Source organism: Rhizobium brockwellii, from assembly GCF_000769405.2.
In the GTDB taxonomy this organism is placed as follows: Bacteria; Pseudomonadota; Alphaproteobacteria; order Rhizobiales; family Rhizobiaceae; genus Rhizobium; species Rhizobium brockwellii.
Genome location: NZ_CP053439.1, coordinates 4338506 through 4361485 on the forward strand (window position 1 = coordinate 4338506; position 22980 = coordinate 4361485).

The following is a 22980-nucleotide window of genomic DNA, read 5'->3' on the forward strand; positions in this document are numbered from 1 at the left end:
GCAAAAATAAAAAACCAGAGCAACTCCGCTTCGATGAGAAGCGGAATTTCTCTAACTTATCAGGCCATGACGGAAGGCAAGCGCCACCGCCTGCTGCCTGTTTTTCGCCTTCAGCTTGTCCTGCAAGCCGTTCATATACCAGTCTACGGTGTGATTTGAGATCTTCAGCATCTTACTGATCTCCATCGAAGTCATGCCTTCGGCGAGATAATGCAGGATTTCCATCTCGCGCCGTGTCAGCGGCGTGTCGGCCGGCAGCACGGTTTCCAGTGCCTGCGCCTCGTCTTTCAGATCGAGCAACCGCCAGAAGGCCTTGCGCGCCACCGCCTCCAGCAATGCGATTTCCACCGGCGACAGCTCGATCGGCTTGCCCGCGAGACTAAGGCTGGCGAGAATGCCGCTACGTCCGTGGATGGGAAAGATATAGCCATCCTCCAACCCGTGCCCGAAGGCATCGACCATCATCTGCTCCATGCGGCGATGATAGGCGTCCTTGCGGAAGGCGGCCATCGCCTCCCGCCAGCGGAAAGGGCGCTGCGCATGGGCGAGATAGCGCACCATCGGATCGATCAGCGCATATTTTTTCGCGGTGTATATCTGCGGCCATTGTTCCGGCCAGCCGCCGGCAAGCGCCGAAGCCCAGGGCTCTGGACTCTGCTGCACCGGGCTCTGCGGCAAATGGCGCAGCAGGCCGTAATATTCGAAGCCGCAACCGTGGAGGATCTGCTCCAGCTCGGTGACGACAGCTTCAGGATTTGAGCATTCTTCCAGAATTACAAGTAATTGAATTAACGAATTAATATTCACAAAAATGCCCCTTGCCCGGACCTGATGCCCGTATGAGGCCGTCGGCGGCTGGTCAAACTGGTCGCGAAACGGTCTTCAATAAATGCAGTCTGTAATTTAATGCTGCGCTAAACATTTAATAAAATGCAAGCGCAAATTGTTGCGAGATATCGCCGAACGGCAATTTCAGCGCCATGGCCATCTCGTCGCATTCTGCCATAATACGATCGCGGCGATAATCACATCGATCGAACCCTGAATACTCCGTTAATCGCCCGTTCAGGTAGCCTTTTGTAGCATCGCATCATCCCGTTTTCGCAGATGCACAAGAGGTTCGACGTGACGTTATTCAAGGTCTATGCAAGGGCTCTGCGCTATCTTGGCGCCTACAAGCTGCGCGTATCCCTGGTCGTTGTCGCAAACATTGTTCTTGCGACGATCACCATCGCGGAGCCGATCCTGTTCGGTCGCATCATCGATGCGATTTCGGGCAAGGGTGAGGTCAAGCCCATCCTCTTCATGTGGGCGACTTTCGCCGTCTTCAACACCATTGCCTTCGTTCTGGTGGCCCGCGAGGCCGACAGGCTGGCCCATGGCCGGCGAGCGACGCTGTTGACGGAAGCCTTCGGCCGCATCATTTCCATGCCGCTCGGCTGGCACCATCAGCGCGGCACCTCCAACGCGCTGCATACATTGCTGCGCGCCTGCGAGACACTGTTCGGCCTCTGGCTGGAATTCATGCGCAACCACCTGTCGACGGTCATCGCGCTTGCCCTTCTGATACCGACCGCAATGTCGATGGATCTGCGCCTTTCCGCCGTACTCATGGTGCTCGCCATCGCCTACTGGCTGATCGGCCGCGTCGTCATGAGCCGCACCAAGGATGGCCAGGCTTCGGTCGAGAACCATTATCACACCGTCTTCTCGCATGTCAGCGACTCGATCAGCAACGTTTCTGTCCTGCACAGCTACAACCGCATCGAGGCCGAAACCAGGGCGCTGAAATCCTTCGCCGACCGTTTGCTCGAAGCCCAGTATCCGGTGCTCGACTGGTGGGCGATCGCCGGCGCACTGAACCGCATGGCGTCAACCATCGCGATGATGGTGGTTTTGATCATCGGCACCATGCTCGTCCAGGCCGGCCAGCTGCGCGTCGGCGAGGTCATCGCCTTCATCGGCTTTGCCAACCTGTTGATCGGCCGTCTCGACCTGATGCGCCAGTTCGCTACGCAGATTTTCGAGGCCCGTTCCAAGCTTGAGGAATTCTATGCGCTGGAAGACTCGGTGCGTGAACGTGAAGAGCCGGCCGGCAACGGCGAGATCAAGGACGTCAAGGGTGCGATCGAATTCCGCGACGTCTCCTTCGGCTTCGGCAACAGCTCACAGGGCCTGCACAACGTCTCCTTCTCGGTGAAGGCAGGCCAGACGGTCGCGATCGTCGGCCCGACCGGCGCCGGCAAAACGACGCTCGTCAACCTGCTGCAGCGTGTCTACGATGCCCAGGGCGGCAAGATTCTCGTCGACGGCACCGATATCACCAAGGTGACCCGCAAGTCGCTGCGTCGCCACATCGCCACCGTCTTCCAGGATGCGGGCCTGCTGAACCGTTCGATCAGTGACAATATCCGCCTTGGCCGCGAGGGCGCCAGTGAAGAGGAAATGCGCCGTGCGGCCGAAGCCGCCGCCGCTGCCGACTTCATCGAGACCCGCGAGGATCGCTACGATACGCATGTCGGTGAACGCGGCAACAAGCTCTCCGGCGGCGAGCGCCAGCGCATCGCGATTGCCCGCGCCATCCTCAAGGACGCGCCGATCCTAGTGCTCGACGAGGCGACCTCGGCGCTCGACGTCGAAACCGAAAACCGCGTCAAGGCCGCAATCGACAATCTGCGCCAGAACCGCACCACCTTCATCATCGCCCACCGCCTGTCGACGGTCCGCGAAGCCGATATGGTGCTCTTCCTGGATGACGGCCGTGTAGTCGAACAGGGCAGCTTCGACGAACTCAGCCACAGCAACGGCCGCTTCGCCGCCCTGCTGCGCGCCAGCGGCATCCTGACGGACGAAGAGGTCCGCAAGGCCCATACCACCGAAGCCGCCTGATCGGTTTGGGTTCAAGATAAAGGCCGGAAGGGTAACTCCTTCTGGCCTTTTTGTTTGCGCTGGGACTGAGGACCGATCGACATTCAGGATTCCCAAATCGATTGATCACTGATTTATAGGGTACCGTGTGCAGCACGGAGACCTTTGGTGGGCGTGAAGCGATACGAGTTGAACGAGGCGCAATGGTCGAGAATTGTGCCTTTATTGCCAGACAAATCCAGCGATCCGGGTCGAACGGGAGTAGACAACCGGACGTTTGTGAACGGGTGTTTGTGGATACTGCGCTCGGGCGCACACTGGCAGGACCTGCCGGAGCGCTACGGGGAAGACGGTCCACCGCCAGTTCAGTCGCTGGTGCCATGCCGGCGTATGGGAGCAAGTCTTTGATGCCCTCATTGCTGACCGGGACAATCGGTACCTAATGATCGACAGCACCATCATGCGTGCCCATCAACAGGCTGCGAGCGGAAAAGAGGGGCAAAGGATCAGGCGCTGGGGCGTTCCACAGGTGGACTGACGACCAAGGCCCATATGCCGGTCGATACGCTCGGGCGTCCCATGCTCTTTATCGCGATGGCCGGCCAGGTCGCAACATCGCTCAAGCTCAATAACCAGACAGCTCAAGCCATCTGGGCGATAAAGCGTATGACAGCAACGCCTTGCGCGCAACGATCGCAAAGACGGAGGCCGAGGCGGTCATAGCCTCAAGCCGTTCCCGAAAAACCGAGAGACGGTGTCGCGCCCTGCCGGGCATCTCTCCGCCAAACCATGCCGACCTCCCGACAAATCATATCTCCGAACATTTGTCAGCAGTTATGTATCCGGGCTTTACACCTGTGGGGGAGATGCCCGGCAGGACAGAGCGGGGGTACCGCACGGCACAACATCTCCGCTCCAACCCACACGATTGATCACCCCGCCGATCTCCCCTAACCTTCACCAGTCAAACGGAGCATAGGGAGAAAACCCATGAAGGTCCTGCGCATCGTCGCCAATATCCAGGGAGCTGATATCACCCCGGCCCGGCGCTTCTATCAGGATATCCTCGGTCTTGACGTCATCATGGACCACGGCTGGATCACGACGTTCGGCGCCGCGCGCTCGATGAACGTTCAGCTCAGCATCGCGAGTGAAGGCGGTTCCGGAGCGGAGGTGCCGGACCTCTCGATCGAGGTTGATGATCTCGATGCCGCTTTCGAGGCGATGTCTGCCTCAGGCTTCCCGATCGAGTACGGCCCGGCCGACGAGCCTTGGGGCGTCAGACGCTTCTATGTCCGAGATCCCTTCGGCAAGCTGGTGAACATCCTCATGCATAAAAATTGAGCCGACGGCCATCGGCCACCGGCTCTTTCATGTCCGGCAAATCCGAGCCCTATTTCCGATCGTTCTGGCGATAGGCATTTGCCGTTCTGCCAATGCGGACGGGAACGGGGATAGAGGCGGTATCGGTGACAAGTTTCCCCTTGAGCCTGCCCTGCTGGCGCTTGCGTTCGAGATAATAGGCATAGGCGAATTGTATCGCGATCCCTGTAATCACGAAGAGCGGACCGACCAGTTGGTCCTTGTTGGTAATGTAGAGCACCACCTGGCCGATCATGGCGAGGATCGTGCCGGCGACGAAGATGTTCAGCGAATGGCGGCCGAGGATCGTCAGCGGATGGTCCGCAGGACGGCGCAGGATACGCGAGAGGGCCGGGATACTGATGACGAGATAGGTCAGCGCCAGCACGTGCAGCAGCCGCGGCAGCGACAGGAAGGTCTTGTCGAAACCAGTGATAACAGGCGGCAGGCCGAGTGCTGCCAGCGAGTTGCCGAAAATCCAGAGATGGCCGGTCACCCAAATGAAGGACAGCACGACGTAACCGGCAGCGGCCGTCAGCAGCAGCGGATGCTGCGGGATGGTGCCGCCACGCTTGATATGCAGCATCGAGACGATGCCGATCGCAAACAGGAACTGCCAGGAGAGCGGATTGAGGAACCAGTAGCCCTCGATCAACATGTTGTGCGGCGCCACTTCATAGATGCCCGCAAGCAGCCAGACCGTGGCCGATACGCCGAGCGCCAGCCAGGGGCTGCGCGCATTCAACAGCAGGATGATCGGCACGGTCAGCATCAGCGCGCCATACATCGGCAGGATATTGTTGTAGCCGATCTGGTGGCCGAGCAGCAGCAGCGCCGGAATGCCTTCCTTCAGGTTCATCAGAACCGCCAGGATATTGATTTCGACCAGCAAGCCCGGCCGATGGAACAGCCAGGCACCGCAGATGAAGAGCGCCAGCGTCATGAAGGTGGTGATCATATGGGCGAGATAGAGCGTGAAGGCGCGCTTTACCGCCTTGATCGCCACTGTGAGCCGGTTGCCCGGCTGGAAGCGGGATCCATAGGCAAGGCCGACGGCGATGCCCGAGATCAGCACGAAGGCTTCGGCGGCATCGGAGAAACCGAAATTCTTCGTCGTCACATATTCAAAGATTTGTCCGGGAACATGATTGATGAAGATCATGATCAGCGCCACGCCGCGCAAGACGTCGAGCCTCGTGTCACGCACTGGCGCAGCTGCGGATAGGGAGCTGCGCCCCGTGACGATGGCTTGGGTCGGCGTGCTTGCCATTGGTCTCTCCTTATTATCCGATTTGCAAACGCGACGACGGCCAAAAGGGTTCCCTTTTGGCCGTCGCGAATCGCCGTGTTTTTCAGCGTGGAGAACGCTGTTATCCGAGCGGATATCCCTCTTCGGGATCGGTGACTTCGCGACCGTTGATCGACAGAGTGTAGCCGCTGTCATTGGACGCTTTTGAGACCGAAATGCGGTATTTCCCGCCGCCTTGCTCCACCTCTGCCGCAAAACCGTCCCATTCCGACGGGAGCGACGGGCGCACATAGAGCCGACCGTCCTTCAGTCGGATACCGAGGATGCCCTCGACGGCGGCGCGGTAGAGCCAGCCGGCTGACCCGGTATACCAGGTCCAGCCGCCGCGTGACGTATAAGGCTCGTTTCCGTAGACGTCGGCCGCCACGACATAGGGTTCGACGCGGTATTGCTCCGCTGAAGCCTTGTCGAGCGCATGGGTGATCGGATTGAGGATCTGGAAGCAGCGGAAGGCATCGTCGCCCCGCTTCAGCTCCGCCAGCGCCATCACCACCCAGGTCGCCGCATGGGTATATTGCCCGCCATTTTCACGCACACCCGGCGGATAGGCCTTGATATAGCCGGGATCCCTGGCGGAATTGACGAAAGGCGGCGTGAACAGCCGGATGATGCGGGCATCCTCGTCAACCAGCTGATCGAGCACCGCATCCATCGCCGTGACGGCGCGGGCCGGATCGCCCTCGCCCGACAGCACGCTCCAGGACTGCGCGATCGAATCGATCCGGCATTCCGGGCTTTCCCTGGAGCCGAGCAGTGCACCGTCGTCGAACGTGCCGCGGCGATAGTAGCCGCCATCCCAGGCCGCGGTTTCGAGTGCCTTCTTCAGCTCGGTGAGATGCGCCGACCAGCGCTCTGCGCGGGCCGTGTCGCCGCGCTCTTCGGCATAGGGAATGAAGGAGCGCAATGCCCCCGCCAGGAACCAGCCGAGCCAGACGCTGGTGCCACGCCCGCCGATGCCGACGCGGTTCATGCCGTCGTTCCAGTCGCCGCCGAGGAACAGCGGCAGGCCGTTTGCCCCCTTGCGGACGATAGCGAGATCGAGCGCCAGCGCCGCATGTTCGTAGACGCTCGCCTTGTCCTCGGAAATCTCCGGCTTGTAGAACGAGTCGTGCTGGCCTTCGAGCAGTGCCGGCCCTTCCAGGAAGGCGATCTCCTCGTCGAGCACGTTTTTGTCGCCGGTGACACTGCAGTAGTGATGGATCGCGTAAGCGAGCCAGACGACATCGTCCGAGATCAGCGTGCGCACGCCGGCACCCGTTCCGGGCAGCCACCAATGCTGTACATCGCCTTCACGGAATTGCCGCGAAGCGGCATTCAGGATCTGCCGGCGGGCAAGCGAGGGTTCGTGCAGCACGAAGGCCAGCGTGTCCTGCAGCTGGTCGCGGAAGCCGAAGGCGCCGCTTGCCTGGTAGAAGGCGGTGCGGGCCATGATGCGGCAGCCGAGGCTCTGATAGGGCAGCCAGGTGTTGACGAGATTGTTCATCCCGCGATCCGGAGTCGATATCTGCAGCCTGCCGGTGAAATCCCGCCAGAAGGCGCGGTTTGCCTCGACGGTCTCGTCGAACGAAGCCTTGCGGATATCGGCGATAACAGTCCGCGCTTCTTCTTCCGTCGGGGTATCGCCGAGGAAGAAGGTGAAGTCGCGCTCCTCGCCGGCACCGAGCTCGATGTCGATAGCAAGCGCCGCGGCCGGATCACCGTCAAGTTCGGTCGCGCCGGAAAGGGCGGCGGCGGAAATGACGGCCTGCGGTGCCTGGATCGTCCCCGCCTTGCCGATGAATTCGCGCCGGCTTGCCGAGAAACTCGAAAGCGTCTCGCTCGCCGCGAAGAAGGCAGTACGGTTGGAAAAATCGATGCTGTAGGGATTGGTGGCAAATAGCGCCCCCGTCTCCTCATCATGGCTCGACAGGATGAAAGGCACCGTGCGTCCCGGATTGCTGCCGAGGATCCATTCGACATAGCCGTAGAGACGCAGCTTGCGACTGGTCGAACCGGTGTTGCGCAGGCGCAGGCGTTGCAGTTTCACCGGCTTTTCGCGGTCGATCGTCTGCGTCAGCTCGAGCGCGATATCGTGCTGAACGCTGGAGAAGACGGAATAGCCGAGCCCGTGGCGGGCTTCGAAACGGATGTCCGGACGGCGGGAAAGCGCTGCGAACGGCGTCATGACAGCACCGCTGTCCAGATCGGTGAGATAGAACGCCTCGCCCGAACGGTTGACCACTGCATCGTTCGACCAGGAGGTCAGCTGATAGTCGCGCGAATTGACGCTCCAGGTGAAGCCCGAGCCCTCGGCCGACACGTGGAAGCCGAAGCTGTCGTTGGAAATGACATTGATCCAGGGCTGCGGCGTCGCATGACCTCCCGGCAGCCGAACGACATATTCGCGTCCGTCGCGGGCAAAGCCGCCGATGCCGTTCCAGAAGTCGAGATCGCCTTCCTCCTCGATGACGACGGCGGGCACGACAGGTGGCGGCACCGGCGCAATACGCTTGACGGGGGCCTTGTTGCGCTCGGCCCGTTCCATCTCCTGCAGTTCCTCCTTCGAGGGTGCAAACAGCGCGACGGCGCGGTTGATCTGGTCGACCACCTTGCCGTTCTTGGTGTGCAGCGTGACGCGGGAAGCCGCGATCAGCGCATGATAAGTGGCTTCCTCCATCAGGTCCTTGCGAACCGCAAAGATATGCTGGCGCAACCCGTCGGCCTGGCCCATGCGACGTACGTTTTCGCACATGGCGTCAAGCGCATGCTGCATGTCCTGCGCATAGGACGAAGCGCGTTCGTTCATGATGACGAGATCGGCGGTGACGCCGCGCGAGCGCAGATATTCCTGCGCCAGCAGCGCCTCGCGGGCGATGTCGAGATCCATGTCGTCGTTAATGCGCAGCGTGAAGATCGGGAAGTCACCGGAGATTGCCAGCGGCCAGAGCGCTGATTGCGACTGCAGGCCAGCCTCGACGGTCGCCTCGTCCTTGCGCAGTTGCATGTCGGGATAGACGAGATAGCGTCCAAGATGCTGGAAGGCCGCCGCCTGCTGGGAGGTGACGCCGACATGGCGCATCTGTACCTGCGTGCGTGTCCAGGCCTGGACGAGCTCGTGGGTGAAGGCGTCGGGATGACGGTAGCGATTGACCGCCTTGTCGACTTCCTCGCGGCTTGGCGCCGCAATCGTCCAGAAGATCACGCTGACTTTCTTGCCGGCCGGTACGCGGACGGTGCGACGCAGCGACATCACGGCATCGAGCATGAAGCCGTCGCTGCCGGAAAGCGTAGCGCCCGGGTCGAAGGCGGCCGCATCGGCAAGACTGCGGCCACGGCCGATGAACTTGCGCCGGTCGGTCTCGAATTCGGTATGGCGGGTGTCGCCGGCATTGTCGACGATCAGATGTGCGATGCTGATGTTCGGCTCGTTCGGATCGCGCTTGTTGCGTTCGGCACGGATGACGTCGCCGCGCTTGCCGATCTCTGTCTTGACGAACATGCGGGCAAATGCCGGATGCGCATTGTCGGTATCGTCGGAGGTGATCACCGGCTCGAGATAGGAAGTGACCTCGATGAAACGGTCTTCCGTGCCCATGTTGAGCAGCGTAACACGACGGGCCTCGGCATCATGCTCGGTGGCGACGATGCACTCCACCTCGCTTGTGAGGTCGCCGACAATCTTGGTGAACTGCGCCTTCTCGTCGGCGAATTCGACCATGGTCTTTTCGCCTTCGACGCCCTTCGGCTCTGATGTCGCCGACCACCATTCGTTGGTGGCGGTATCACGCAGGAAGATGAAACTGCCCCAGCGGTCTTCAGTCGGATCAGGCTTCCAACGGGAAACGGAAAGATTGTTCCAGCGGGAATAACCTGCGCCCGTCGCCGTCAGCATCACCGAATAATGGCCGTTCGACAGGAAGACGAGTTCGCGGTCGCGCGAAGCCGGATCGCTGATCTTCCTGAGTTCCGGCCGCAGGAGATCGTCCTGGATGCTGGCGGGCGTATCGGATTCGTGCTTGCCGCTCATGACGGGAATGTCGCGCGGCGCCTTTTCCTGCAGCAGCAGTTCCGCCGCCTCGATGACAGGATCGGCGTGGAAGAGTTCGCGCAGATGACCGTTGAAGGCGACATTGGCAACCGCCGCGATCGACATGCCGTGATGGTGGGCATAATAATTGTAGACCACCGCGCATTTCTTGCCTTCCGGCACGCGCGTCGGCGTGAAGTCGACGGCGTCGTGGAAGCCGAACTTGCCGAGTGCGCCAAGCTTGCGCAGCCTCTGCAGGTTTTCCAGCGCAGCCGGCGGATCGTACTGGCTGGCAAGCAGCGAGGCATAGGGCGCGATAACGGCATTGTGGCCGAGACCGCGCTTCAGGCCGAGCGTCGGCACGCCGAAATTCGTGTACTGATAATTGAGGTTATGGTCGCGGGCATTGAAGGCCGCTTCCGAAATGCCCCAGGGAATGCCGAGCTTGCGAGCGTAATTCATCTGCTCGACGACAACCAGATTGTTGGTCTGGTTGAGAATACCCCCGCCGCGCTCCTGCATGACGAGTGGCGGCATCAGATATTCGAACATCGAGCCGGACCAGGAGACCAGCGCACCGCGCGAGCCGACGGGCACGACCTGGCGGCCGAGGCGGTACCAGTGTTCCGTCGGCAGGTCGCCCTTGGCGATGCCGAAGAGGCTGGTCAGGCGGCATTCCGAGGCGAGAAGGTCATAGCAGGCCTGATCGAGTTCACCGCTTTCGACGCGATAGCCGATCGACAGCAGACGCCGCTCCGGCCGGAACAGGAAGCCGAAATCCATCGAGAAGGCGAGGTCGCGCGCCTTGTCGCGCAGCGCCACCAGACGCGGCCTTAGTGCATCGACTTTGGAAAGGTCGAAGGTGCTGTCGGAAATATGCGCCTCGCAGACCTTCACCAGCGATGCCGCCCATTGGGTGACCTCTTCGCTCTGCTTCGACTTGACCTCATGGTCGAGATTGGCGGCGAGCTTCTCGATGTCGCGCGCGAGAACCGCAAGGTTGATGATTCGGATCGAGGCAAATTCGTGCTCGCGTTTGACGGCGGCAAGCGCGTTCTGGAAGCCAACGATGCGCTCCTCCAGGCGGCGGCGCAGCGGGCGCACGGTCTTGCGGTCATCGGGCAGGTCCGCCAGCACTTCGCGGAGAATGCCGGCCGTGTCGCCGACGCCGTCGAGATTGCCCTGCATATGAGCGGACGGCGCCTCGGCCCAGTTGCGGCAGGCCGACGAAATGGCGATCAGATGGCCGGCGAGATTGCCGCTGTCGACGGCCGAGACGTAACGGGGCCCAAGCGTCTGCAGCGTATCGGTGTGGTACCAGTTGAACAGGTGACCGCGGAATTTCTCCATTTTGTCGATCGTCGCGATCGTCTGCTCCAGCCGCTCGAGCGTCTCCTCGAAGGAGAACCAGCCGAAATGCCGGCCGGAAACGACGGAAAGCAGATAGACGCCGATATTGGTCGGCGAGGTGCGCGCCGCGACGATCACATGCGGCGTTTCCTGGATATTGTCCGGGGGCAGATAGTTCTGCTCGGCCGTCGTGAAGGTCTCGAAATAACGCCAGGTGCGCCGGGCGATCTTGCGCAGTTCGCTCGACACGGAATCGGCGACCTCGAGCCGGTCCTCGGTCTCCGCCGACTGGCTGACATACCAGGCGACAACAGGCGACAGGATCCACAGCAGCGCGAAGGGAATGCCGACGAGGAAGGCGTTGTCGCCGGGAAGAGCGGCAAAACCGAGCGCCAGCAGCGCCAGCGCCGGTGCATGCCACATCGCCTTGTAATAGGAAATCAGCGTGCCCTGGCCGCCGGCCTGAACGCTGGCGGCGGTCCGCCACTGCAGCATCAGCTTGCGGCTGAAGAACAAGCGGTAAAGCGAACGGCCGATCGCATCTGCCATCATGCAAGCCGAATCGGCGATGAAGACGATGCGCAGTGCTACCTGAGCATTGGCGGCGGTGATATCGGACCAGACCGTATAGAGATGGGCGCGGGCGATGATGTCGCTCGTGCGCGGGATGATGCCGTTGATGAGCGACAGCGTCGGCGCGACGAAGAGGCAGAAGATCAGCAGAATCTGCCAGATCAGCGCGCCGAGCGGACCCATGAAATACCAGCCGAGCACGGAGGCGAAGAACCAGGCGATCGGCGTCAGCGAGCGGCGCAGATTGTCGAACATCTTCCAGCGGCCGAGTGCCGTGACGCCGTATTTCGGATTGAACATGTAGGGGAGAAGCTGCCAGTCGCCGCGCGCCCAGCGATGCTGGCGCGAGGTTTCCACCTCGTAGCGGATCGGGAAATCCTCCACCAGTTCGAGATCGGTGACGAGCGCGCAACGCGCCATCGAGCCTTCGAGAAGATCGTGGCTGAGCACGGAGTTCTCGTCGATCCGGCCCTTCAACGACGCTTCGAAGGCATCGACATGGTAAAGGCCCTTGCCGGTGAAGGTGCCTTCGCCGGCGAGATCCTGATAGACGTCGGAAACGGTGAAGACGTAAGGATCGAGGCCACGGTTGATGGAAAAGACGCGCTGGAAGACCGACGCGTCCTTGCCCGTCGTCAGCGACGGGGTGACCCGCGGCTGCAGCACGCCATAGCCGCTTTCGACGCGGCCGGTTTTCGGATTGATGACCGGGCGGTTGATTGGATGATAGAGCTTGCCGACGAGCTTGGTGACGGCATCGCGCATCAGGCGCGTATCGGCATCGAGCGTCATGACATATTGCACATTGGCCGGCACGGTATTGGCGCCCGGCAGATAGGTCGTGTCGCGGTCGCCGCGCAGAAGCATGTTCAGCTCGTGCAGCTTGCCGCGCTTGCGCTCCCAGCCCATCCAGACGCCTTCCGAGGGATTGTAGAGGCGGCGGCGATGCAACAGATAGAAACGCGTCTTGCCGTCATAGGCATAACGGGCGGAAAGATTGGCGATCTCGCGCCTGGCATAATCGAGAACCTCGAGATCGGCGGGCGTTTCCTCGACCTCGCTGTCCGGCCAGTCGCTGAGCATCGCGAAATAGATCTCGCCGCGGGGATTGGCGAGATAGTGGACCTCGAGATTGCGCACGTGGTCGTCGACGCTGTCGCGGTTCGAGATCAGGCAGGGCACGACGAGCAGTGTCCGCGCATCTTCCGGAATGCCGTCCTTGAACTCGTAACCGACGAGGCGCGCCGGCGTCACGAAGAAGGATAGCAAGGTGTTGAAGAGACCTGTCGCCCCCTCCGACGCCGGCACCGAGAACATGATCAGCAGCAGTGCGATTTCAAACGCACCCATGCCGGCATTGGCCATGAATTTGCCGACGATCGCCATGGCAATGACCGTCAGCAGCATGACGGGAACGGCAATCGCCAGCCAGTTGAACCGGCGCACGGCGCGCACGAAATGCTGGATGATCGTCGGGCGATAGTTCGCCCGCGCCTCGAGCTTCGGCCGCTGCGCGCCCGACAGGAAGCCGCCGACATTCGGTTCATGCGGCTGCGGCTCGTCGGAGGCCTTGGCGGCATCGGTCATATCGAGCGCCAGCTGGGCGATTTCCATTTCCGACAGCGGCGAGCGCTTGGCCAGCTTCTCGATCTGTTTGCGATATTTGTTGCGCGAGCCGGAATCGAGGATGCCGTAATCCGAATGCTCCCAGAGCAGCTTGTCGACATGGCTGACCTGCTCGACCCAGACCGACCATTCGGCATCGTCGATCTCGCGAAGGCTGCGGATGATGTTGCCCATCGTCACGTTGCCGGAAGAGAGCCGGCTGTGTTCGGCCGCCGTCGTCTCTTCGGTGTTGCGGCCGAGCTCTTCCAGCCGCGCGTCGAGCCAGGTGATCGCCAGGCTCGACGTCTGCGAGCCGTCGCGCAGGCGATAGAGGAACTGCGTCGAGAAGGTATTGTCTTCGGCAAGCGGTTCCAGCGTCTTCAGATAGGCGGTCGCCCCGGCTGGATCGGTCAGGCGCACCAATTCGTCGGCCGCCTCGTTGGCGCGGCGGCGCAGCCGGCGGCTGGCTTCGACACGGCTCGAAATGCGGCGAAGATTTTCCACGAGCACGTAGCGCACCAGAGAGGGCAACGCCCACAGTTCGCCGATCCTGAGCGTTTCGCTGGCCTGGAAGCCGTCGACCAGCGCCGTCAGGCTTTCCTGCGAGATCGTGCTATGGGTATGAGCGACATAGAGCCAGGCAAGCACGAGGGTGCGCGGCACCTCGACGCCGCCGACGACCATGGTCGGCAATTCGCGATAGAAGCGCCGGGGGAAGTCGCGCCGCACCTCCTGGATCGCCTCTTCGACAATATAGTGATTGTCCAGAAGCCATTCTGCCGCCGGCGTGATCGTCTCGCCGGCCTCGACGTCGGTCGCCGTGGTCCGGTAGACGCGCAGGATTTCCTTCTCGTTTTCCTTATGGCGCGCGAAGAAATCGAAGGGGGCGAAAGCCGGTAGCTGATCGACGCCGTTGCGGGCGACCGCATCGCCCATCGCCTTGATGTCTTCGATCGACAGATAGGTCGAACGGATCGAACCATTGTGATCGATCTGCTTCATATCGGGTTCGCGCGGAAGGCTCGGAGAAAGATGAGAAATAGACATGGGTTCGGTTCTGGATCCAAACGAAGTTACGGCTGTTTTGCTCAGCCTTTTGCACTGCTTATCATGACTGCTACATGAACGGAGCCCTATTCTTCAAAGATCGATGAAGCCGGGGTGAACGACACTCGGGCCAAGCGATGCAAACAGGCTAAGCCCTGGTTCAGGACGTGGCCCGAAGGGATCGAGACCATCGATACCCTCTCCGCCAAAGCTATGTCGGAAATTTGGACACTATCGGGATAATTCAAGTCAAGAAGCGTTCGCCACTCGCCCGGCGAGCTTGTCTGGGCGGTGGGAATGACGAAAATGCCGGCACCTTGTCCCGGCGATCAACAGCTTCGATTTCAGAAAAAGGAAGGAAGAATCGCCAGATCCTGCGCCTGGCAGCGAAATGGGTGGGCCGCCGCCGCACGCATGAACAAGTTCGCCGTGGCGCACTTTAGGATGGCGTGAAAAAGTACAGAAGAATGATGATGAAGAGTATTGAAAAGCCGAGACAAATTAATGTTCCGGAATTCAATAAAAGCGGAAACCGCCGCAGCGCCGGCACCTGCCGACGCCAATCATCCGCCGGATTACCCGACGACGCCGCAAACCATGGCTACGACGAACAGGAATGCTGCGGTGAAGATCGCGCCATGCAGCATCGTCTGAAGCCTGTGGCGCGCCGTGAGCGGCTTCTTGGTCGGTACGGAACCATATTGGTTCACGTGAGCATGCGAAATACCCAGATCTGCCATATGTCGCCTCCGTTGTTCTCGTGCGGCCGGTTGTGCGGCTCGCGCTTATATTCTTATTTTCTCTATCAAGTAGGTAGAGATAAATTTCCGTCCAGAGCGAGCGGAAGAGAAAATTCAACCAGCCCTTTTAGCAGAGCGTGCGCCATGCCCAGATCAACGAGCGCTCGACAGCGTTCTCGGTCTGGGGCGGGTTGGAGGAAGTCACGATCAGCCGACGGTCCTTTTCCGCAGGAATGGATGCCGAAATCTGTTCCCGGCGATCGGCTTTAACAGGAGGATCGAGGTAACCCATGGTCATCCCACCGAGAAAGAACATGCAATCAACCTCCATCGATCACGAAAGCTAACAAACGTTAACAGGATCATGACAGAAGCAAGGCAGCTGTCAATAGTCTAGTTGAATGGTCGTCTTTTAGGAAAACATTATCCTTAACACCGCCGCCGGTCTTTTCTTTTCAAAGGTTTGAAAAGATTGGCTTTCACGCTTTGACGAAACCCTTGCTCGCGATCATCAAATTTCTCGTATAGTCCTCGTGAACCGCACCCGTTGCCAGTTCCTGCGAGCTCAACCGCTCGACGACGGCGCCGTTGCGCATCACGGCGAGCCTTTCACACATATGGGTGACGACCCCGAGATCATGACTGACCATCACAAAGGTGAGCTTGCGGTCGCGTCGGATCTCTTCCAGCAGGTTCAGCACCTCGGCCTGCACCGAGGCGTCGAGCGCCGATGTCGGCTCGTCGAGCAGCAGGATCGACGGTTCCACGATCAGCGCCCGGGCGATCGCGACGCGCTGGCGCTGGCCGCCGGAGAGCTGGTGCGGGTAGCGGAAACGGAAACCATTGCCGAGGCCGACCTCGTCGAGCGCGCGGGCGATGCGCTTCTCGCCGTCGGCGATGCCGTGGATTGCAAGCGGTTCGAGCAGAAGCCGGTCAATCGTCTGGCGCGGATGCAGCGAACCATAAGGATCCTGGAAGACCATTTGCACGCGCCGGTAGAAGGCTTTGCTGCGCTTCGAACCCTTGAGCGGCTCACCGTCGATATTGATCGCGCCGCCGCTGATCGGCGCAAGTCCAGCAACGGCCCGCAGCAAGGTCGATTTTCCCGAGCCGGATTCACCGACGAGACCGAAGGATTCGCCGCTTTCGATGGCGATGCTGACATCCTTCAGCGCATGAAAATGGTCGTAGACGACGCTGAGATCGTCGATCTCGAGAGCTGCGCTCATGCCGCCCACTCCGGTTTGCGGTCGAGCACCGGCAGCGGATGGCGGTTTGCACCGATCTCGGGCATGCAATTCAGCAATCCCTGCGTATAGGGATGCTGCGCATGTTTGAGATCGGCCGCCGCCAGCTCCTCGACGATCTTTCCGGCATACATGACGATGACGCGGTCGCAAAAGGAAGAGACCAGCCTCAGATCGTGTGAGACGAAGATCAGCCCCATGCCGCGCTCGGACACCAGCTTGTCCATGATCCTCAGCACATCGAGTTGCACCGTCACGTCAAGCGCCGAGGTCGGCTCGTCGGCAATCAGCAGCTCAGGCCCGGCAATCAGCATCATGGCGATCATCGCACGCTGCCCCATGCCGCCCGAAACCTCGTGCGGATGCAGGTCGAAGACGCGTTTCGGGTCGCGGATCTGCACCGCTTCCAACATGGCGAGCGCGCGCTCGCGCGCCTCCGCCTTGCCGACCTTCTCATGCGTCCGCAGCGTTTCGCAGATCTGCCGTCCGATCGACATGACGGGATCGAGCGAATATTTCGGATCCTGCAGGATCATGGCGATACGCTTGCCGCGCAGCCTGCGTCTTTCGCCCGCGGAGGCGTTGATCAGATCGATGCCGTTGAAATTAAGCCTGTCGGCCGTGACGATGCCGTGTTTCGGCGTCAGGCCCATGATCGCCCGTCCAGTCTGCGACTTGCCGGAACCGGATTCGCCGACGATGCCGAGCCTTTCCTTGCCGAGCGTGAAGGAGACGCCGCGCACGGCCTCGATCACGCCGGTGCGCGTGGGGTAGCTGACCTTGAGCTTGTCCACGGTCAGAAGTGTCGTCATTGGCCGCTCTCCTTCGGATCGAGCGCGTCGCGCAGGCCGTCGCCAAGGAGATTGAAGCCGAGGCTGACGATGAGGATGGCGATGCCGGGCATCGCTGCGACCCACCATTGATCGAGGATGAAGCGCCGTCCCGAGGCGATCATCGCACCCCATTCCGGCAGTGGCGGCTGCGCACCGAGACCGAGGAAACCAAGACCGGCCGCCGTCAGGATGATGCCCGCCATATCGAGCGTCACGCGCACGATCAGCGAGGAAATGCAGAGCGGCATGACATGGCGCACGACAATGCGAAGCGGCGAGGCGCCCATCAGCTTCACCGCCGAAATATAGTCGGAACGCCGGACCGCCAGCGTCTCGGCGCGGGCGATGCGCGCATAGGGCGGCCAGGAGGTGATGGCGATGGCGATGATCGCATTCTGGATGCCGGGCCCGAGGGCTGCGACGAAGGCGAGCGCCAGCACCAGCTTCGGAAAAGCGAGAAAAATATCGGTGATACGCATCAGCGTCGCATCCACCCAGCCTCCGGCATAACCGGAGACCGTACCGACGATCAACCCGATCGGCGCCGAGATGACGGCGACGAGCGCAACGACAAGGAGCGTCAATCGCGATCCGTAGATCAGCCGCGAATAGATATCACGGCCCTGGTCATCCGAACCGAGCCAGAATTCCCCCGTGCCGGGCGGCAGCAGGCGAGCATTGCGCAGATCGCCGATCACCGGATTATGCGTTGCGAGCACATCGGCAAAGGCGGCGATGAAAAGCAGCGCCACGATGATGAGCAGACCAAGGACGGCAAGTCGGTTTGCCGTGAACTGCCGCCAGGTAACATAGGTGCGGCCCAGGCGGGCCTGCAGGCGCGATTGCGGCCGGTCGGAGAGCAGCCATTCGCGGCGGCTCATCGGCTGGGATGGGCTGGCGGTCACCGTCATCGGTTTCGCGTCCTCGGGTCGAGCGTCCGGTAGAGAAGATCGGACAGAAGGTTGATGCCGATGAAGACCGTACCGATGACGATCGTGCCGCCGAGCACGGCATTCATGTCGGCATTCTGCAGCGAATTGGTGATGTAGAGCCCGATGCCCGGCCAGGAAAAGACAGTCTCGGTCAGCACCGATCCTTCCAGCAGGCCGGCATAGGAAAGCGCAATGACGGTAACGAGCGGCACGGCGGCATTGCGCAGCGCATGGCCCCAGATCACCCGCGTTTCCGAAAGCCCCTTGGCACGCACGGCGACGATATATTCCTGGGAAAGCTCGTTCAGCATGAAGCTGCGCGTCATGCGGCTGATATAGGCGAGCGAGAAGTAGCCGAGCAGTGAAGCGGGCAGGATGATGTGGCGGAACACGTCGTAGAAGACATCCCATTGCCCCTGCCAGGCACTGTCCAGCAGATAGAAGCCCGTGATCGGCGTGAACGTATATTCGAAGACGATATCGATGCGGCCGGGAAAGGCCACCCAGCGCAATTGCGCATAGAAGATGACGAGCGAGATCAGCGCCAGCCAGAAGATCGGCACTGAATAACCGATCAGACCGATGACGCGCACCACCTGGTCGACGATGCTCCCGCGACGCACCGCGGCGAGAACACCGAGCGGCACGCCGACGAAAGCGCCAATCAGCGTTCCGAGCGTCGCAAGCTCGACCGTCGCCGGAAATGCACGGCGAATATCGACCATGACGGGATTGGTCGTCAGGACCGAATTACCGAAATCGCCGGACAGGATGCCTTTGATATAGATGAAGAACTGCTGATAGAGCGGCAGGTTGAAGCCCATTTCCTGGCGTACACGCTCGACGACATGGTTGGGCGCGCGGTCGCCAAGGATGGCGAGCACGGGATCGATCGGCACGACGCGGCCGATGAAGAAGGTGACGGCCAGCAGGCCGAGATAGGTGGTGACGGCGGCAAACAGAAACCGCCCTAACGCCTTCGCAAAGGCCCTAGCACGGCCCTTCCGGGGCCGCGCCTCCTGCGTTGTTTCGACGGTGCTCAAGTCACTCAATCCTGCCGGACTATTCCTTGGCGATCGGACCGACGAAATTGGTGTCGAAGCTCGGACCCAGTTTGAAGTCCTTCAGGCTCTTGCGGTAGCCGGCCACCTCGATCTGCTGGAAAATGAAGACGAAGGGGCTGTTTGCCAGGTACTTCTTCTGGATATCCTGGTACATGGCGGCGCGCTTGGCGCCATCGCGTTCCAGAAGTGCGGCCTTGGCCTGCTTGTCGAGTTCCGGCGCTTCCCAGGTGTTGCGCCATGCGAGCGTCTTCACCGTGCCGGCATCGGAATTGTCGGGGTTGCCGGTAAAGGTGTCGGCATTGGAATTCGGGTCGAAATAATCAGAGCCCCAGTTGCCGATATACATATCGTGGGTGCGGGCACGATATTTGGTCAGCGTCTGCTTGCCGTCGCCGGGGATGATTTCCATCTTGACGCCGGCCTGCGCCAGCGTCTGCTGCATGGATTCGGCAATGCCCGTCACCGGCTGCGTGTTGCGCACATCCATGGTGATCGAGAACCCATCGGGTACGCCGGCCTTGGCCAGCAGTTCCTTGGCCTTGGCGACATCGAGCTTGTAGGGATTTTCGTCGAGCTCACCGAGCTGCCCCTTCGGCAGGAAAGTCTGGTGGATTTCGCCAATCCCCTTGATCAGCGTTGCGCCGATCGCATCGTAGTCGACCAGATACTTGAAGGCTTCCTGGACTTCCGGCTTCTTCAGGTTCTCGTTCTTGTTGTTCAGGCTGACATAATAGATCGTGCTCTTCGGTGCACTCGTCGTCGCCAGATCGGCATTCTTCGACACCGCATCGAGGTCGCCCGGCTCAAGGTTGCGGGCGATATCGATGTCGCCAGCTTCGAGCGCCAGGCGCTGCGCCGAACTTTCCTTCATGTAGCGGTAGATGACGCGGTTGAGCTTCGGCTTGTCGCCGTAATAATTGTCATTGCGCTCCAGCACGACGACTTCGTTGGCGCGCCATTCGCGCATCTTGTAGGCGCCGGAGCCGGCATAGCCCGTCTTCAGCCACTCATTGCCGAAATCATTGTCGTATTTGTGCTCGGCATCTGGCGTCACCGCCTTCGTATGCTCCAGCACCAGCTTCTTGTCGACGACGGAAGCGACGGTTGCCGTCAGGCAGTTGAGCACGAAGCTCGGCGCGTAGGCCTTGTCGACCGTGAAGACGAAAGTGCCGGCATCGGCGGCCTTGGCCTTTTCCGTGACGTTGTCGCCGGTCAGGCCGAACTGGGTGAGGATGAAGGCCGGGCTCTTGTCGAGCTTGACGGCACGCTCGAACGACCAGGCAACGTCTTCGGCCGTGATCGGGTTGCCGGAGGCGAATTTCAGGCCTGACTTCAGCTTGAACGTATAGGTGAGGCCATCATCGGAAACGCTCCAGCTCTCGGCCAGATCGCCCTTCACCTTCGACGTATCGTCCATGTCGAGACGAACAAGCAGGCTGTAGCTGTTGGTGGTGATTTCAGCCGTCGAAAGCTCGAAAGCCTCGCCCGGATCCATCGTGATGATATCGTCGATGGCGAAGCCTTCGACCAGCGTATCCTTCGGCGTCTCGGCGAAAGCGGAGGGTGCCGCCATCATCAGGAGCGAAAGAGCGGCTCCCGCGGAAAGCATGCGAAAATTGCGGCTGAGTTTGGTCATCATCATGGTCTGTTCCCCTGTTTTTTGATTGGATACGAAAGGCTTAGGCGTGGTCCTCCCGCCAAGCTTGGGCCAGAATGCGAAGCCAGTTTTCACGGGCAAGTTTTGCCAGGTCGGCGTCAGCATAGCCAACCTCTCTGAGAGCGGCAATCAGCTTCTGATTACCCGCCGCATCACCGATTTCCTCCGGAATGGTGGCCCCGTCGAAGTCCGATCCGAGCGCCACGCAGTCGATGCCGATGCGGTTCACAAGATAGTCGATGTGGCGGATCATGTCGGCAAGCGGCGTATCGCTGTCCGAGCGGCCGTCGGCACGCAGCATGGCGGTGGCATAATTGATGCCGACGAGCCCGCGGCTTTCGCGGATCGCATCGAGCTGCCTGTCCGTCAGGTTGCGCGCGACCGGCGTCAGGGCGTGAGCATTGGAATGGCTGGCGACCAGCGGCTGGTCCGTCTTCTTCGCCACGTCCCAGAAACCCTTCTCGGTGATATGGGCAAGGTCGATCAGGATACCGAGACGATTGCATTCCCTGACCAGCGCGAAGCCGGCATCGGTGAGGCCCGGCGCCGTGTCCGGCGACATCGGGAAGGCGAAGGGCACGCCGTGACCGAAGACATTGTGCCGGCTCCAGACCGGACCGAGCGACCGCAGCCCTGCCGCGTAGAATACCTCGAGCGCCGAGAGATCAGCGCCGATCGCCTCGCAGCCTTCCATATGCATGACGGCGGCAAAAATGTTATCCGCCATGGCGCCGCGGATATCCTTCACCGTCCGGCAGAGCCGCCAGGCGCCCGCCTGATCGAGCCGCAGCGCGATCGCCGCCATTTCATTGGCGATGGCAAGGGACGGCAACGGATCGAGAGGGGCCGCCATCGGCGTGATATAGCGACCGTCGGCATCCGGATCGGCGAAGACGAGATCGCCCGAGGGAATATAGATGGCGCACAGACCGCCCGAAAGACCGCCCTCTCTGGCGCGATGCGCATCGATATGGCCGACCGTCGTGCCGTCTGCGAATTCCGCGATCGGGTCGCTGCCGTCTTTTGAATGTGTCCAGAGTCGAAGGAGAACGTCGTTGTGACCGTCAAATACGAATTGCATCTGTCTTCCTGCGCTGCCCTACTGCATAATTCCTTAAATCGGAATCGATTTAAGGATAAAATTATGCAGCATTCAAATTGCTACAGCGTCCTTTGCGCGTCTTTTCAGACGCGCGGCGCTGTAGAGGGCGAATGAAGCGGCAGAATAGAAAAGCTGACGGAATTCGCCACCTCTTTTTTTTAAAAATCCGTCGATGCTTAAAATGAAACGGGAGCCGAAGCCCCCGTAAAAAATCATCGCATGCCAGAGATCAGTGCTTGCGGCGTTTCTTCTGTCTGTAGACGTCGATGACGACAGCCGCGATGATAATGAGACCCTTGACGATCTCCTGGTAATAGGCGTCGATCCTGAGGAACGTGAAGCCGGAGGTCATGACGCCGAGAATGATGGTGCCGATGACGGTGCCGGTGATGCGCCCGACGCCGCCCGTGAGCGAGGTGCCGCCGATGACGGTCGCGGCGATCGCGTCGAGTTCATATCCGACACCCATGCTGGCCTGTGCGGTTTCCGCACGGGCCGCCGTGACGATTCCGGCAAGGCCGGCAAGCAATCCCGCAATCACATAGACCTTGACGAGATGCGCCTCGATGTTGATGCCGGAAACACGCGCAGCCTGCGGGTTGGCGCCGATGGCATAGGTGAACTTTCCATAACGTGTATAGCGCAGCGCAATATGAAAGATCAGTGCCACGACCAGGAAGACGACAACGGGCCAGGCTTTGGTTCCGATGAAATGAAACTGCTCGGTGATACCGGAAACCGGCTGTCCCTTCGTATACCACTTCGCGACACCCCTGGCCGAAACGAACATACCAAGCGTGGCAATGAACGGCGGGATCTTCGTGTAGGCGATGAGCGCGCCGTTCGCGAGACCGGCGGCGGCCCCGATCAGCAGACCAACGACGATGGGCACGAAAGCCGGCAGGTCGGTCAGCGAGGGAAAGACGGCCCGTCCCCAGGTCGAGGACTGGGCGAAGCTTGTTGCGATCATCGCCGTCATGCCGACGACCGACCCTGATGAAAGGTCGATGCCGCCGGTGATGATGACCTGCGTGACGCCGACGGCGATGATGCCGATGACGGAGACCTGCAGGATCATGATCGTCAGACGCTGCCAATTCATCAGGAAGCTTTGGCCGATGAACATCCAGCCAAGCACTTCGTAAATGAGCGCGATGCCGACGAGCACGAGGAAAATGCTGAGTTCCGTCGGTATGCGCCGCCGCCTTTGCCGGGTTGCGAGCGGAGCCGCGCCCTCTGCTGCCTTGGTAGTCATGTCAAACCTCCCTTGGGCGATCGCCGTCAA

At 60.7% G+C, this 22980-nt stretch carries 15 protein-coding genes; 3 read left to right on the top strand and 12 right to left on the bottom strand.

What is annotated here, in order from left to right; translation table 11 throughout:
• Nucleotides 1-51: 51 nt before the first annotated feature.
• Nucleotides 52-807 (bottom strand): helix-turn-helix transcriptional regulator, encoded by a 756-nt coding sequence (locus tag RLCC275e_RS21260; protein WP_033181954.1) that lies wholly within the window; start codon nt 805-807, stop codon nt 52-54.
• 318 nt (nt 808-1125) lie between these two features.
• Here RLCC275e_RS21260 and RLCC275e_RS21265 point away from each other — a divergent pair, with 318 nt between their 5' ends.
• The 3 genes from RLCC275e_RS21265 (at nt 1126) to RLCC275e_RS21275 (ending at nt 4212) form a co-directional block, all read left to right on the top strand.
• Nucleotides 1126-2889 carry a glucan ABC transporter ATP-binding protein/ permease gene (locus RLCC275e_RS21265; protein WP_012759455.1) on the top strand — a complete coding sequence of 588 codons (1764 nt, stop codon included), beginning with the start codon at nt 1126-1128 and terminating at the stop codon, nt 2887-2889.
• Between the two features lie 195 nt (nt 2890-3084).
• A complete protein-coding gene (locus RLCC275e_RS34770; RefSeq protein WP_438269891.1) occupies nt 3085-3276 on the top strand; it encodes a transposase in 192 nt (63 codons plus the stop codon).
• Nucleotides 3277-3858: 582 nt separating this feature from the next.
• A complete protein-coding gene (locus RLCC275e_RS21275; RefSeq protein WP_033181955.1) occupies nt 3859-4212 on the top strand; it encodes a VOC family protein in 354 nt (117 codons plus the stop codon).
• A 49-nt stretch (nt 4213-4261) separates the two neighbouring features.
• On the opposite strand, the gene RLCC275e_RS21280 is transcribed toward RLCC275e_RS21275, so the two are convergent.
• The 11 genes from RLCC275e_RS21280 to RLCC275e_RS21330 all read right to left on the bottom strand — a co-directional run bounded on the left by RLCC275e_RS21280 (nt 4262) and on the right by RLCC275e_RS21330 (nt 22950).
• Nucleotides 4262-5500, bottom strand: a complete 1239-nt coding sequence (locus RLCC275e_RS21280) for an OpgC family protein (protein ID WP_033181956.1) — start codon at nt 5498-5500, stop codon at nt 4262-4264.
• Nucleotides 5501-5600: 100 nt separating this feature from the next.
• Complete coding sequence (locus RLCC275e_RS21285) at nt 5601-14120, bottom strand: glycoside hydrolase family 94 protein (RefSeq protein WP_130707895.1); 8520 nt, start codon at nt 14118-14120, stop codon at nt 5601-5603.
• 575 nt (nt 14121-14695) lie between these two features.
• Nucleotides 14696-14860 (bottom strand): hypothetical protein, encoded by a 165-nt coding sequence (locus tag RLCC275e_RS21290; protein ID WP_165402819.1) that lies wholly within the window; start codon nt 14858-14860, stop codon nt 14696-14698.
• Nucleotides 14861-14987: 127 nt separating this feature from the next.
• Nucleotides 14988-15176, bottom strand: coding sequence for a hypothetical protein (locus RLCC275e_RS21295; protein ID WP_033181957.1), 189 nt, complete (start codon nt 15174-15176; stop codon nt 14988-14990).
• A 163-nt stretch (nt 15177-15339) separates the two neighbouring features.
• Nucleotides 15340-16089 (bottom strand): ABC transporter ATP-binding protein, encoded by a 750-nt coding sequence (locus RLCC275e_RS21300; RefSeq protein ID WP_033182122.1) that lies wholly within the window; start codon nt 16087-16089, stop codon nt 15340-15342.
• Entirely contained in the window at nt 16086-16919 is an 834-nt protein-coding gene (locus tag RLCC275e_RS21305; protein ID WP_018244086.1) for an ABC transporter ATP-binding protein, read from the bottom strand. Before RLCC275e_RS21305 ends, RLCC275e_RS21300 begins: the two co-directional genes overlap by 4 nt.
• Nucleotides 16916-17851, bottom strand: coding sequence for an ABC transporter permease (locus tag RLCC275e_RS21310; RefSeq protein ID WP_033181958.1), 936 nt, complete (start codon nt 17849-17851; stop codon nt 16916-16918). Before RLCC275e_RS21310 ends, RLCC275e_RS21305 begins: the two co-directional genes overlap by 4 nt.
• Entirely contained in the window at nt 17848-18915 is a 1068-nt protein-coding gene (locus tag RLCC275e_RS21315) for an ABC transporter permease (RefSeq protein ID WP_033181959.1), read from the bottom strand. Before RLCC275e_RS21315 ends, RLCC275e_RS21310 begins: the two co-directional genes overlap by 4 nt.
• 19 nt (nt 18916-18934) lie before the next feature.
• Nucleotides 18935-20578, bottom strand: coding sequence for an ABC transporter substrate-binding protein (locus RLCC275e_RS21320; protein WP_033181960.1), 1644 nt, complete (start codon nt 20576-20578; stop codon nt 18935-18937).
• A 37-nt stretch (nt 20579-20615) separates the two neighbouring features.
• Nucleotides 20616-21674 (bottom strand): dipeptidase, encoded by a 1059-nt coding sequence (locus tag RLCC275e_RS21325; protein WP_033181961.1) that lies wholly within the window; start codon nt 21672-21674, stop codon nt 20616-20618.
• Between the two features lie 250 nt (nt 21675-21924).
• Nucleotides 21925-22950, bottom strand: coding sequence for an ABC transporter permease (locus RLCC275e_RS21330; RefSeq protein WP_003543867.1), 1026 nt, complete (start codon nt 22948-22950; stop codon nt 21925-21927).
• Between the last annotated feature and the right edge of the window lie 30 nt (nt 22951-22980).